This is a genomic window from Myxococcus sp. CA056, assembly GCF_013336715.1.
GTDB classification, from domain to species: domain Bacteria; phylum Myxococcota; class Myxococcia; order Myxococcales; family Myxococcaceae; genus Myxococcus; species Myxococcus llanfairpwllgwyngyllgogerychwyrndrobwllllantysiliogogogochensis.
Genome location: NZ_JABUMT010000011.1, coordinates 185,225 through 199,115, shown reverse-complemented (window position 1 = coordinate 199,115; position 13,891 = coordinate 185,225). Strand labels below are relative to the sequence as shown.

Genomic DNA, 13,891 nt, shown 5'->3' with positions numbered 1-13,891 from the left:
AGAATGGCAAGCCGCGCCCGTCCGGCATCAGGGCACGGTGGTGCGCCGGCGCAGATGCGCCACGCCCACGGAGGGGATGCGGCACGCGTCGCGTCCGGCCTCGGCGATGAAACCTCCCAACCAGATACCGTCGGGCGTCAGCGCCACGGCATCGACGCTGATGGCGTTGACGCCCCCTCCAATGGGCAGCAACCGCTCGCCATTGAAGACATACGCATGGGTGGGGCCCCCGCCTTCGGGAATGATGGTGCCCACGGCGACGAGGTCGCTCCCGCTGGGGACGAGCTTCCGGAAGCTATGGACACCGCCCCGGCTCTCGTTCATGGGCGGCGGCAGCCCGTTTTCAGCCGTCGCCAACTCCACCCAGGCGGTGCCGTCCCAGTGTCCGAGTGTGATGCGGTCTGGCACGGGCAGGCCCTCCGGCCCCAATTCCATGTTGGTGCTCGCGAAGATGCCGCGCTCCCCGTAGGCGACGGTGATGACGGAGGTGCTCAGGCCTTCGCCCAGGGGCTCGAAGGCGGTGCCGTTCCAGTGGACGATGCGCCGCGCCGCCAATGTGCCCACGTGCGTGAACTCCCCCGCGGCGACGAAGGCGGGGTGGTCGGGGTCCTCGTTCTCGGGACGAAGGGCCAGCGCGGACACGGGGCTGTCGAAGCCGTCCGCCACCAGCACGAAACGCTCGCCATCCCAGCGGACCACGCGCCCGGTGGTGTCCAGCAGGGTCGACAGCCAGGGTCGTCCGAGCGAGTCCAGGGTCATGTCGAAGATGAAGCCGTGTGCGCTCAGGTCTCCGAGTGACCGCCACGCTTCCCCGGTCCACGTGAGCACGTGCGACTGGAGGGCGTTCCAGTCAGTACACGAGACATAGATGTCGCCCCGGGCATTCACAGCCAGGTCCGAGCACTCCATCTCCGGCAGTGCCGCCAGCGGCTTCCAGCCCGCGTCACTGAATTGCAGCACGGTGCGCGGAACCGCCTCGCCACCCGCATGGGAGATTTCGCCCAGGATGTGGACGGTGCACTGGGGGCCTCCCGTCGCCATCACATCGGGTCGCCCGCTCAGTCCGTCGCCGGACTCGCCGCCCTCGGTCCGCCACTGGCCGTCTTCGTAGGAGACGAGGCTCTGGGAGGCCGCGCCGTTGACGCTGGGGAAGGTGCCCGCGACATAGAGGCGCTCACCGTCGAGCAGGAATCGCTGGATGGGGACTTCCCACAGGGGGAAGGCGGAAGGGCCCTCATCGCCACAGTAGAGCGGCGCGAACCAGACGGTCCGGTTGGGCAGCGTGGCATTGGGCCACGGCTCCCATCCGGTGGTGGGCGACCACTGCGCCAGGGCATTCGCGGGGATGGCCTTGGGGTCGTTCCAGGCATGGCCGTTGACGTGGGAGAAGCATCCACCCACGTGAAGCTTGCCGTCGTTGAACACCAGGTCCGTCACGACGCCGGGGAACTGCCCGGTGCTGACGCCTTTGTTGAGCATCTCCCACGCGGTGCCATTCCAGCGGGCGATGGAGCCCACGCCATCCATGCTGAAGTCGTAGGCGAACGTGCCACCCGCATAGGGCGTCCCGTCGTCTCCGAGCGCGAGCGCGAAGACGCCGTTGCCGATCAGAGGGAGGTCGTACGCCTCCCACGTGCTCCCATTCCACCGGGCGACCATGTTGCTGGAGATGCCACCCACCTGGGAGAAGCCGCCGCCCACCCAGACGTCATCACCGTCGACGAGCAGCTCGTAGACGGGGCCATTGGCGGGGCCTCCGGTGGGGAACCGCCAGGTGCTCCCATCCCAGATGGCCAGGCCGATGGCCCCGTTCTCCGCGAGCTGGAACTGCCCCGCGACCCAGAGCTCTCCCTTGATGAAGGCCATGGTGCGAACCAGGCCGTCGAACCTGCCGATGACGCGAACACCTTCGGGCGTCGCGAGCCACACCTCACCCGAGCGCGCGCCGAACGTGTCGTTCGTCGCCAGGGCGAGCGTGGTGTCGTCCTTCGCCGCGACGGAAGAGAAGCCCGCGCCGGGAAGCCCTTGCTCCCATGTTCTCTGGAGGGGTTGCCACTTTCCGTCGTGGCGCTGGATGAGTGGAGGCGTGGCCTGCGTGCCGAGCCAGCGGAAGTACCCGGCGGCGACGAGGTCGCCCGAGGGCGTCTTCGCGAAGTCATACACATGGGGCACATGGCCATCCATGCCGGAGACGCCCGCGATGGAGAAGCGGGGGTCCCATTCTCCGTTCTGGAGGACGTCCGTCACCGTCGGCGCGCAGGAGGTCCCCGCATCGGGTTCACCTCCGCCCGCATCGGGCTGGCCTGCGTCAGGAGTGCCGGAGTCAGGCTCGCCAGCATCCGCGGGGCCGGCATCCGGACGAGGGCCTCCGCCAGAGTCGGGGATGCCAGCGTCATCAGGACCCGCATCGGGCGTGGGCTTCGGCGGGTCATCACTACAAGCGGTGAAGAGGAGTGCCACGACGAGGAACAGGGAAACACGATGCGTCCAGGAGTTGATCAGGGGTGTGCGCATAGGGGGTCACACACGACTGCAATTGCCGGACCTTTTCTCGCCTTATGATGTTTCAAGTATTTCAGCTGACTTCGAGCGACGCCGTCGCACCGAGAGCCTCGAACCCCTGAGGTTCTCTCAAGAATCTGAGGCGAAGCGGTGTGCCTGAGTCCGCCATCGGAGGCACACGGACAGCGCGTCCCCGAGCGGGCCCTTCATCAGGAACGGTGTCGAGGCCTCAGCGTCCCGGGGGGCCCGCCTTCGCGAGCAGCTCCACGAAAGAGGTGAGGTGGGGTGTGGGGCGCACGGCGCGGGGCCACACGGCGTGCCAGTGCCTGCGCAGTCCCTTGCGTGTCACACGCACGGCGACCAGCGTCCCGCGTGAGAGCTCCGGGGCCACCGCCCAGCGGGCCAGCACGGAGATGCCGAGCCCGGCCTTGGTCAACTCGACGAGCGCCTCGGTCAGCTCCACGTGGGACACGCGCGCGGGGGAGACGCCGGCGGGAGTGAGCACCTGTTGGAACAAGGTGCTCTCGGTGAGAGGGATGCTGTAGAGCAACACGTGCTCGCGCGCGAAGTCGGCGGCTTGCAGGACGCCGCGGCTGGCCAGGGGATGCTCTGGTGCCATGACGGCGACGAGCTCGTCCTCGAAGAGGGGCGCATGTGCGAGGCGCCGGTGCCGCGTCGGCGCGCTGACGATGCCCAGGTCCAGCGTCCCCGCCAGCAGCGCCTCCACCGGGCGGCGCGTGGCCTCCACGGCGATGCGCACCTCCACCTGGGGATGGCGGGTGGAGAACCGCCGGAGGACCGCCGGCAGCCAGTGGTAGGCCGTGTAGCACTCCGTGGCGAGCCGGAGGATGCCCTGCGACGTGTGCGCGAGCCGTGCAACGTCCGCTTCGGCGGCTTCCACCTCGGCCATCACCTTGCGTGCGGCTTCGAGGACGCGTTGGCCAGCGCCGGTGAGCACCATGCGTCGGCCCTCGCGCTGGAACAGCTCGGTGCCCAGCCGCTCTTCCACGTCGCGGAGTTGATGGCTCAGCGCGGGCTGTGACAGGTGCAGCACCCGCGCCGCCGCCGTCACCGAGCCGGTGTCCACCACGGCCGCCACCAGTCGAAGGTGTCTCACGTCCAGGGTCATCCATTCGATTCTCGCATGGATGGATGCGGAGGATGCGTTGGACGCATGGAGGAAACTTCGGGAGAACCCACGCCTGCTCGCTGACGAGAGGTGCCGGGATGGGCTTGAAGACGCTGCGATTGGCCCCTGAGGTCTGGGTCGTCACGGGGGAGGCGTATGACTCGAATGCCACGCTGTTCCTCCGGGAGGGTGAGGTGCTGATGGTGGACGCGCTCGCGAGCCGGGCGGACGCGGAGGCGCTCCGGGAGTGGGTGGCTGGCTCCCTGCGGGCCCGGGTGCTGCAGGTGGTCTGCACGCATGGCTTCAGCGACCACCTGGCGGGGCTCCAGGCGTTCCCCGAGGCGTCGGTGTGGGCTCACGCGCGGTTCGAGGAGACCTTTCGCCTGGAGCGCTTCCGCTCGGACGAGGAGACGGGCTTCTACCGTGCGCCGGACCGGTGCGTGGACGCGCCGTTGTCGCTGGAGTGGGGACGGTACACGCTGGACGTGTTCCCGAATCCCGGGCACACGGCGAGCACGCTGAACCTCGACGTCCCCGCGTTGGACGTGTTGCTCAGCGCGGACATCGCGGTGGGGAACATGGCCTACGTCGCGTATGGCGAGCCGGCCGACATCGATGCCGCGCTGGCCAGGGCCGAGGCGCGAGGGCGCACGAGGGTCATCCAGGGGCACGGCGGGGTGTCCTCCGCGCGCACGCTGGGGGCCGCGCGACACTACCTGCGGGCGCTGGAGGCGGCCGTGCGCGAGACGCGGGGCGTGCCGGAGCGTGTCCGCGAGATTCCACTCGGAGCCTGTCTGCCGGAGGACGTGGAGGGAGGCGACTTCGAGGCGTTCTTCCACCGGAGGAACCTGGACGAGGTGCTCTCTCGGGGGCTGTGGTCCGCGCGAGCCTCCGCGTCGCCCCCCGGGGGAGAGGACAGGACGGAGCGGATGAGCGCGACGGGGGCTGTGCGCGGCCAGTAAGGTGGCTGCATGGCTCTCACCTCCCACCTGCGCGTCGTGCTGCACCAGACGCAGGGCCCGGACAATCTCGGCGCCGTGGCGCGCCTGGCTGCGAACTTTGGCGTGGCGGAGCTCGTGCTCTCCGATCCTCAACTGCAGGAGATGGACGGCGCCCGGCGCATGGCGGTGCACGCTGGCCATGTCCTGGAGGCCGCGCGAATCGTTCCCACCCTGCCTGAGGCGCTGGAGGACGTGGTGCTCGCGGTGGGGACCACCTCGCGGCAGAACCTGCGCGGCATGCCCACCCTTTCTCCCGAGGATGCGGTGGCGCTGCTGGCGCTGCACTCACAGCGGGGGAAGGTGGCCCTGGTGCTCGGGGGCGAGAAGCGCGGCATGTCCGATGAGGACCTCAGCCACTGCCAGCAGGCGCTCGTCATTCCCACGCGGCCCGAACAGCCCTCCATGAACCTGGCGCAGGCGGCGGCGGTCCTCCTGTACCTCTGTGCGCGCGAGCAGGTGGAGGTGGCGTCACCGGGCGCGGTGGAGGGCGCGCCGCTGCGGCTGGTGCAGGCGCTTCAGTCCTGGATGCGATTGGTCCTCCTGGAGGTGGGGTTCCTCAATCGGCAGGGACCGGATGCACTGCTCGCGGAGATGACCCACTCGCTCACCCGCTCGGCCCTGACGAGGCGGGAGGTGGAGCTGTGGCTGACTGCCTTCAAGCAAATCTCGCGTCTCGTGGTGGGCCCGACGGCGCGTCCGGAATCCGACAAGAAGGGCTGAGGCGTGCGTAGGACTCCAGGTCCACGAGCACTGCCCGGGGGCCGTCGTCACCCAGGACGGGTGGGTGGTGTACGGTGCCCGCGGGATTCAGCCCTGGAGCGAAGGAGCGATATGCGCATCACTCGGATGGCCGTCGTGTTGTTGTCCACCCTCGCTGTCCTCTCCTTGGTGGGAGGGGCGGGTGAAGCCGTTGCCCAGACGAGCCCCAAGCTCGTCGCCAATGGCATGAAGATCATCTTCAACCCGGCCTATCCGGAGGCCTTCTGCACAATGGGCCCGGTCGGAGCCGACAGCTATGGCAACCGGGTCGGCATCACCGCGGGACACTGCCTCGACGGTGGCGACACCTACGAAGGTGTCCTGATTCCCTATGGTCTGGCGCCCATCTACGACGCCAACGACGTGGCGTTTGGTCCCATCGGATACATGCGATTCATCAAGCCGAAGGCACTCCAGCCGTTTCTGGACTACGCCATCCTCCAGTTCGTCGAGGACGTGCAGCTCTCGGCCCAGGGCCCGCATCTCAAAATCACCGGGGTGCTCGTCGTCGAAGGCAGCCGGGAGAACCTGCTGGGTGCCGCCTGGTTCAACAACAACGAGCTGGTGACGTCGGCGCCGTCCGGCACCTACTACGGCCGTATCACCAACAACAGCAATGGGCTGTACCAGTGCTGGGCCCAGCACGCGGCCGGCGACTCGGGAGGCCCTGTCATCTGGCATGTTCCGGGGAGCGCGTACCCGTCGTCGTCGAACAACTTCCAGTCCGAGGGTCCGTGGGCCGGCATCACCACCCGTCGGTCGATTGCCATTCCGCCGTACGTCTACACCTCATCGGCCAACATCCTGAAGGACCTCCGCCTTCGGGACGTGGCCAGCGGGTTCGACGGCACGGTGATGGGGGCGGGATTCCAGACGACGCCCTGAGCGGAGAGCGTCGCGGCTTCATTCCTGGGGCCGTCACTCGCGCAGCCAGGCGAGGATGACGTCCTTGTCGCCCGTCGCCAGCACGTATGGCGTGCCTGGGGTGATGACGCCCTTGCGGGCCGCGACACCCTCCACCGCGTCCTGCGCGTGGGTGAGCTGCACGCCTGCTCCGCCTCCGCCGAGAACGAGGGGCGCACCCATCTTGAGGTCGAGCACCACCACCTGGCGCCGCGCGGGTCGCGGCTCCGCCATGTCCACGATGACGAAGTCACCCGCGAAGCGACGCTGGTCGCAGCGGAAGATCCACAGGTTCGGCTTTCGGCCGAGCAGCTCTCTCGCGAAGGGCTTCTCGTCACTCTTCATGGCGTAGCGCTCGGAGAGCAGGCTGGCGGTGGAGAGCGGATAGCCCTCCTCTTTCGCGAGGAGCAGCGCCCACGGATTCGCGAGCCGGAGCTGCGACAGCAAGACGGGCAGGACGATGGGGGGCTCGCGAGGCATGGGTGGGCGTGCTCGACGGGCGGGGTTGCTCGTGTCGGACAGTCATTCAGACACGTCGCGGCGCCGTTGGGTTCCAGCGCGCCCCCTGGCTCTGGTAAGGGGACGCGGTTGTCAAACCACACCCTGGAGTCTTCGCATGTCCCGAATTTCCCGCCACGCGCTCGTGCTCGCCCTGATGCTCACTTCTACCTCTGCTCTCGCGGGTTCGCAGTGGGTGCAGGCGCGCACGGTGCTCAACACGTGCGGCTACTTCAGCACCTCCCAGGCGGAGATCACCCTCACGTACCGCAACGATGACCTGCCCTGGGGGACGAGCGTGTTCCTCATCTACGGCTGGGGCGGGAGCACCGGCCCCACCAGCACGTTCGACTGGGCTCCGGCGCCGCAGACCGTCGAGGCGCCGGCGGTGGCTCCGTACCACTGGGGTACCACGGTGACGGGTGTCATCCGGGCGCGGTCGTCCACGCAGTACACGAGCATCAACTACGTCTGGAAGGTGGTCCTCCCGGATGGTCAGGAGTTCTACGAGAAGGGCAATGGCTCCACCTACGGCTACTACGCCGCGGACTTCTCGCAGGTGCCCATGCCGTGCACCAACACCGCTGGCAGCTTCATCGGAACTCCGACTCCGCTGATCATCACCACCGTCGTCAAGAACTGACGGTCCTTCCGAGCACGGGCGTCCCGTGCATGGCGAGGATGGCCCCTCACCCGTCGGTCATCGATGGGGTGGGGGCCATTGGCGCAACGCTGGAGGAAACGGCGGCCACGGTCACCCGATACAGCCCTCTGCGATACTCAAGGCTTGTTTCAGCCCGCGAGGTCCTCGGGTGTTTGTTTGCGAATGATTGTCAGGGGCCTGGACTGAGGAGTGAAGCCACTTCGCTCACCAGTCGATGCGCGCGCCCCGGAAGTCGAAGAAGCCTCCGCTGTCCTGCGTCGTCACGCGGTCCAGCACCGCGAGCAGCCCCGCGGCGGACTCGGACACCTGCGTCGGCGCGCTCGCGCCGCCCATGTCCGTCTGTACCCAGCCGGGACTGATGGTCACCACGATGAGTCCCTCGCCGCGCAAGTCCGCCGCGAGCGAGCGCGTCGCCATGTTCAGCGCCGCTTTCGACATCCGGTAGCCGTAGCCTCCGCCCGACGTGTTGTCCGTGATGGAACCGAGCCCCGAGCTGAGGCTGGCGATCTTCGCCCCGGGCGTCCCGCGCAGTCGCGGCAGCACCGCGCGAGTCACTCGCAGGGCACCGAGCGCGTTCACCTGCAGCATCTGGAGCGCGTCCTCGAGCGAGACATCCTCGAGGTCGTCTCGCCGGGTGCGCCGGCCCGCGTTGTTGATGAGCAGGTCCACTGGCTCCGTCAGCGCGGCGGCGAACGCGCGCACGCTCTCGTCGCTGGTCACGTCGAGGGCATACACCCGCAGCCGGCCGCCGGAGGCATCCGCGAGGGTGGTGAGTTCGCGGGCCTGCGCCGGCTCTCGGGCTCCCGCGTGCACGGTGTCGCCGCGCGCGAGGTACTGCCGGGTGAGCTCCAGGCCGATGCCACGGTTGGCGCCTGTGATGACGAGATTCATGGCGCCGGACCATAGACCTGGACCTCGTCTGATGGGGGGACTGTGGGGCACGTGGGCCACACGATGGGGGGTTGTCCCCCCTGTCTCCGCGCCAGTGCTCCCGTGTCGCCGAGCGCATCCGTGGAGGAGTTCGTGTGAGCGCCCCATGGCATGTCACTTGCCTGGGCCCCCGCACGGGCGTTCAGCCATCTTGTCTCGGAGCAGTGCATGACCACGGGCCGTCTGAGCCGATGTTTGTCTCCTTGGATTCTCTTCGTGTCGCTCTCACTCGTCGTCGCGGGATGCGACTCGTCGGACCCCTCTCCTGGGGAGCAGCCCTCACCCGACGGCGGGACGACGTCACCGGATGGAGGAGGGCCGCAGCCCGACGGCGGGACGGCGTCACCGGATGGAGGAGGGCCGCGGCCCGACGGCGGGACGACGTCACCGGATGGCGGGCAGCAGCCTCCTCCCGAGTTCACCTGGGGCCATGGCACGGAGACCGGCACGTTGGTGGGCAACGTGTGGACGCCGGGGCGTGACGCGACGGGGCTCGTGAACGAGGTGTCGTGGGCGCTCGTCCCGAAGGACCGGTGGATTGAAGTCACGGGGACTCCGCTCACCACGCTCGATGCGGACGTCAAGGCGGCGCTTCCTGGCTTCCGGGACCTCGGCTCGCAGGGAATCGCCGGGGTCATCAACGCATACTCGGGGGTCGCGTTGGATGCGCCGCGCGCGCGTTGGTGGGCCTTCGGTGGGGGCCACGCGGACAGCTCCAACAACGGCATCTACCGCTTCGACATGGCGAAGATGCGCTGGAGCATCGAGCAGCTCCCGGACCACTCGACGAACTGGGCGGAGGTTCCCTGGGGGAACACATACAGCAGCTATCCACCGGCTTCGGAGTACGCCAGGTCGCATCCGGACAGCGACGTCACCGGGGACGAGTTCTTCGACCCGGCCCGGCCCGCTGCCTCGACAGGTAACCCCACGGCCCGTCATACCTACAACGGGCTCGTCTACAACCCGGACCTCGATGAGGTTGCCTTTGGCGTCCGGCGCATGTGGCGCTACAGCCTGACGACGCGCAAGTGGACGCGCCACAACCCGTTCAACACCCCGGGCGCCTCCTACAATGGAGAGACGGGTTACGGTGGCGCGGCCGGGTGGACGTTCTGGGACGAGGTGGCGGGCCGTTATGTGTTTGGCCCCACGGAGAACGGCAACTATTCGCGGTGGTGGTCGTTCGGAACCGCGGACAAGTCCTGGAAGTGGGAGGTCATCACGCCTCCCACCTGGTTCTTCGCGCAGATGGCCAGGGTGGGGCGCACGCTGGTGAGCTTCCCGGCTCCAGGGCACGAGGAGTCGCACGTGCACTTTCCCCGACTGATCACCTACGACCTGGACACGACGAAGTGGGGCGAGCTGAAGCTCACGAGCGACCTGGTGCGTGCGCGCTGCTACCCCGAATACTTCGAGGGACAGGTGTTCGCCTACGTGCCTTCGCTCAATCGCTACATCGCCGCGTTCCGGTATGACCGCGATGGCGATGGGAGCTTCGAGTACCGGACCTACGAAGTGGACCCGGTGGCCCTCACGCTGCGCGAGGCCCCCGAGTACGAGGCTGGCGCCTTCGGCGGGTGGCATGAGCTGGTCAAGAACCGCTTCTTCTACCTGGCGACGCACCACGCCCTCGTCTACGTGCGCAGGGGCGAAGAGAACCTGCGGGTCTTCAGGCTCCCCTGAGCCAGGGCAGACTCCTGGCGCATGTGAACATGTGCTGGGGGTGCCGCCATCGCCCAACGCGGCACAGCGCCCTGTCATGGGGACTTCCTCCCCAACTTGCGTCAATAGCTGGAAAGCACGTAAATCGACAGAAAGCCGGGAGGGCCCGCATGCGTCGATCAATCCAGCGCCTCATCGCTGTCACACTCTTCCTGCTCGCCATGGATGTGCTGGCGAGCAATGACGTGAGAGGCAATCTCGAGGGCGTGTATTGGAGGGGCACGACCTACTTCGTGGAGGGGTGGGCGTGTGCGTACGGGTTCTCCGAGTCGGTCGACGTCGACGTGTACGCCGGAGCGCCGTGGCCCACGGGCACGATGCTGGGCGGCACCCGGGCGGATGTGCTGTCGGAGCCGGGGGTGTCCACGGCCTGTGGCAGCACCCTCAACCGGCACCGCTTCCGGTTCCAGCTCCCCCAGTATCTGCTCAAGCAGCACGCGGGGAAGCCGCTCTATGCGCATGCCCATCTGGCCGCCCACGGCATCAACAACCTCGTCCCGGGCTCGGGAAACATCTCCATCCCCGCGGCCCCCTACAATGGACAGGTCAAGGGCTCCGTCGAGGGAGTGTACTTGCGGAGTGATGGCTATTACCTGGAAGGATGGACCTGCGCGTATGGCATCAACCAGTCCGTTGAGCTGAACGTCTACGCGGGCGGGCCCTGGACCACGGGAACCATCTTCTACGGGGGGCTGGCGGACATCGCTTCCGAGCCCGCGGTGAGCTCCCTTTGCAACACCACGCTGGCCCGACACCGCTTCAAGATTCGCCTGTCAGATTCGGTCCTCGCCCAGTTCCAGGGTCAGCCCCTGTATGTGTATGCCATGTTGTCCGGCACGGATGTCTCGGACCAGGTCGCCGGAACGCCGACCGTGCCCACCGTCGCGACGGTGCAGGCTCCCGTCCTGTCCCCGTCGGGAGGCACCCATGCCAGCCCCATCAACGTGGCGCTGACCTCCGGCACCAGCTCGGCGAGCATCTACTACACGCTCAATGGCTCGGCTCCGACGTGTGGCGGTGGGAACCTCTACGGCACGCCCTTCGCGCTCTCCTCGGCGACCACCGTCCAGGCCATCGCCTGCAAGAGCGGCATGACGCAGAGTTCCGTTATTTCGGCCCAGTACAGCTTCGTCGCCGCGCCGCCCCAGTTCTCGCCACCGGGAGGGATCTACAGCAGCGCGCGGAGCGTGACGCTGACGACCACGACCCCTGGCGCGACGCTCTACTACACCCAGGATGGAAGCTCGCCCGTCTGTGGCGCCCCCTCGCTCACGTATACGGCGCCCTTCACCGTGGACACGACGAGGACGGTCCGCGCCATCGCCTGCCGCGCGGGCTTCACCAGCAGCACGCCGGTCAGCGCCACCTATACGCTCTCGACGTCGAATTGGACGGGCCCCGCCGCCACCATCGTCACCGTCAACGGAGGCAAGCGCATCTCCGTCAACGGCCAGGTGCTCAGCCCGCTGCACCACGCGTTCAACCTCCAGTCGTGTCGTCTGGACGACTGCCTGGCGGAGGATGCCATCATCGACACCCAGCTCGCCGAGCTGGCGAGGACGCAGGCCTTTGGCACTCGCTTCATCGTCGAGGTGGCCGCCATCGCCTACCGGGGCACGCCCGCGGTCCAACGACTGGGCGCCCGGCTCAAGAAGGTCCGGGAGGCCTACCCGGGGTTCGACCCGTACCTCATCATCCGGTTCGACCTCTATGATTATGAGGAGAGCGCCTTTACCTGCGTGGACGGAGAGGACTTCCTCTCCCCGACGTACATGGCGCTCTACAACAACCAGGGGGCCCGCTTCAACGCCAATGCCCTCTGCGACGCTTCCGTCGACGGCAAGTTCAGGAAGCCCTACAAGCGCATCAACGAATCGTGGATTCTGTCCCGGGAGGTGGAGATCGGCACGGTCGCCAACCTGCTGGAGGCCGAGCCGGAGACCCGGGGGCGGGTGATTGGAATGACCTTCACCTACCTCTCTGGGGGAGAGTTCTTCTTCTCGCCCCTCTACGTCACGGGCAAGGACCCGACAGCGAAATTCCCTTGGGAGCCGCTCCACACGTCGAGTTTCTTCTTTCAAGACGACTCCGGCAGTCCCGCCGCCACCCTCACGAATCGGATGTCGGAGAACTTCGGCATCTTCCTGGCGGGGAGCACGAAGGCCGCGGCCGTCCAGGCGTCCCGCGCCGAGGTGGACAACCTGGTCGCCGCCATCTCCCGGTTGGCGGCCCGGGTGAAGCAGGTGACGGGCGGCAAGGCGTTGAACAAGATCTTCTACGGCTATTCCTATGGCCTCACTGCGCGCCGGGCGTTCTCTTTCCACCACGGGCTCGCCACCTTGTTGCTCGACCCGAACATCGACATCCTCGCCTCTCCCTTCTCCTACGAACTCTCACGCCGGCTCGGCTTCGGCTTCTCGCCGCAGGTCTCCATCGAGGCGATTACCAAGAGCGGGAAGCACTTCGAGTTCGAGGACGACAGCCGGACGCACTTCGCGGAGGTCGACGACTGGCGGCATGCCACCAACATCGTGGAGACCAATCGGCTGGTGGTGCGCGATGGCCTCACGGCGGCCATCCATGGCATGGGGCTCTACTACTTCGACCTGCCCGCCAGGGGTTGGTTCGGGAATCCGGACCAGACCGCGGAGACGACCTCGCTCTGGAACACCCTCAAGAACACCAGTACGGTGGCCTCGTCCGTGGTGAGCACGGGGAGCGCGTATTCGCCGCAGATCGCTGTCTTCGTGGATGAGCAGTCCGTGGCGCATTATCCGCTCGACGGGCTGGGGGGCGCCAAGGCCTTCCCATTCACGACGGCCAGCATGACGGGGCAGATTGAAGCGCTCTCCCGCGTCGGAGCACCAGCCCGGCACTACCTCCTCTCCGACCTCGCGACGCTCGATACGTCCAACCTCCGGCTGGCCATCTTCCTGGACGCCTACAAGCTGTCGGAGTCCGACAAGCAAATCATCCAGCAGAAGCTCGCGGGCAGCGGGCGCACGCTCCTCTACCTCTACGCGCCCGGGGTGATTGACGGCAGCGGCAACGCCGCGGACAGCAACGTCTCGAGCGCCCTGGGGATGCCGGTGTCGCGGCGAGCCACCACGTCGGCCTTCGCCGCCGCCTCGTACATCGATGGGCGTGAGTACCCCGACAATGGACTGGGAGCCCCTCTGTCGATGGGGAGCTTCGAGCTCCAATACCGCATCGACGTGGGCGCCACCGGGGGCGTGCTCTGTCCCAATGCCTCGGCAGTGAACTGCATCGACTCCCGCATGCTCTCCCGCTATGTGAACAGCGGAGAGGTGGCCTTCGCCGTCAAGCGGGTCTCGGACGGCTCCGGGAGCTACAAGGTCGGCTTCGCCGCGGTCCCCGGCCTGCCGACGTCGGTGCTGCGAGACGTGGCACGGGACGCGGGGGTCCACGTCTTCTCCTGCACCAGCGGTGGGAGCTGCGTGGACGCCGTCGTCGAGGCCTCCGACAACACCCTGATGTTGCACACCGTGGGGCCCCTCCCTACGCTGAACATGCCGCTGGCCCGGAGCGGCTGTGGCTTCAATGTCTCGGAGTGGGTCGGCATGACGACGTCCACAAGCCCCTCCCTGGCCCCTGTCTCCTGTCCGGGCAATCAGTGCCAGGTCAACGTGGGCGAGAGCCTGGACGTGCGCGTCTATCAACTGACGCCGTCGTGCTGAGGGTGCATTCGAGGGCCTGACCTCACGTCGACGCCGGGGGACGCGGCACACGCGCATCGTGCCGCGCCCCTCGCCCGGGTTC

At 67.6% G+C, this 13,891-nt stretch carries 10 protein-coding genes; 6 read left to right on the top strand and 4 right to left on the bottom strand.

The window, feature by feature from the left end:
• Positions 1-27 precede the first annotated feature (27 nt).
• Together HUA76_RS46335 and HUA76_RS33030 are read right to left on the bottom strand one after the other, a co-directional pair.
• Complete coding sequence (locus tag HUA76_RS46335; protein ID WP_174463092.1) at positions 28-2,514, bottom strand: hypothetical protein; 2,487 nt, start codon at positions 2,512-2,514, stop codon at positions 28-30.
• A 217-nt stretch (positions 2,515-2,731) separates the two neighbouring features.
• Positions 2,732-3,631: a LysR family transcriptional regulator gene (locus HUA76_RS33030; protein ID WP_174463091.1), complete on the bottom strand. Its 900-nt coding sequence runs from the start codon at positions 3,629-3,631 to the stop codon at positions 2,732-2,734.
• A gap of 98 nt (positions 3,632-3,729) precedes the next feature.
• Between HUA76_RS33030 and HUA76_RS33025 the strand changes: the two genes are divergently transcribed.
• The 3 genes from HUA76_RS33025 (at position 3,730) to HUA76_RS33015 (ending at position 6,276) form a co-directional block, all read left to right on the top strand.
• Positions 3,730-4,593: an MBL fold metallo-hydrolase gene (locus HUA76_RS33025; protein ID WP_174463090.1), complete on the top strand. Its 864-nt coding sequence runs from the start codon at positions 3,730-3,732 to the stop codon at positions 4,591-4,593.
• Between the two features lie 9 nt (positions 4,594-4,602).
• Entirely contained in the window at positions 4,603-5,352 is a 750-nt protein-coding gene (locus tag HUA76_RS33020) for an RNA methyltransferase (protein WP_174453577.1), read from the top strand.
• A 111-nt stretch (positions 5,353-5,463) separates the two neighbouring features.
• Complete coding sequence (locus tag HUA76_RS33015; protein WP_217440532.1) at positions 5,464-6,276, top strand: S1 family peptidase; 813 nt, start codon at positions 5,464-5,466, stop codon at positions 6,274-6,276.
• A gap of 33 nt (positions 6,277-6,309) precedes the next feature.
• On the opposite strand, the gene HUA76_RS33010 is transcribed toward HUA76_RS33015, so the two are convergent.
• A complete protein-coding gene (locus tag HUA76_RS33010; RefSeq protein ID WP_174463089.1) occupies positions 6,310-6,774 on the bottom strand; it encodes a hypothetical protein in 465 nt (154 codons plus the stop codon).
• Positions 6,775-6,910: 136 nt separating this feature from the next.
• Between HUA76_RS33010 and HUA76_RS33005 the strand changes: the two genes are divergently transcribed.
• Positions 6,911-7,435 carry a hypothetical protein gene (locus tag HUA76_RS33005; RefSeq protein ID WP_174463088.1) on the top strand — a complete coding sequence of 175 codons (525 nt, stop codon included), beginning with the start codon at positions 6,911-6,913 and terminating at the stop codon, positions 7,433-7,435.
• Positions 7,436-7,660: 225 nt separating this feature from the next.
• Here the strand turns inward: HUA76_RS33005 and HUA76_RS33000 are convergent, their stop codons facing one another.
• The gene (locus HUA76_RS33000; protein WP_174463087.1) at positions 7,661-8,347 is read right to left on the bottom strand and encodes an SDR family oxidoreductase; all 687 of its coding nucleotides are present in this window, start codon (positions 8,345-8,347) and stop codon (positions 7,661-7,663) included.
• 255 nt (positions 8,348-8,602) lie between these two features.
• Between HUA76_RS33000 and HUA76_RS32995 the strand changes: the two genes are divergently transcribed.
• Both HUA76_RS32995 and HUA76_RS32990 read left to right on the top strand, forming a co-directional pair.
• Positions 8,603-10,072, top strand: a complete 1,470-nt coding sequence (locus HUA76_RS32995) for a hypothetical protein (RefSeq protein WP_371823548.1) — start codon at positions 8,603-8,605, stop codon at positions 10,070-10,072.
• A gap of 149 nt (positions 10,073-10,221) precedes the next feature.
• A complete protein-coding gene (locus tag HUA76_RS32990; protein WP_174463085.1) occupies positions 10,222-13,809 on the top strand; it encodes a chitobiase/beta-hexosaminidase C-terminal domain-containing protein in 3,588 nt (1,195 codons plus the stop codon).
• The last annotated feature ends 82 nt before the right edge of the window (positions 13,810-13,891 follow it).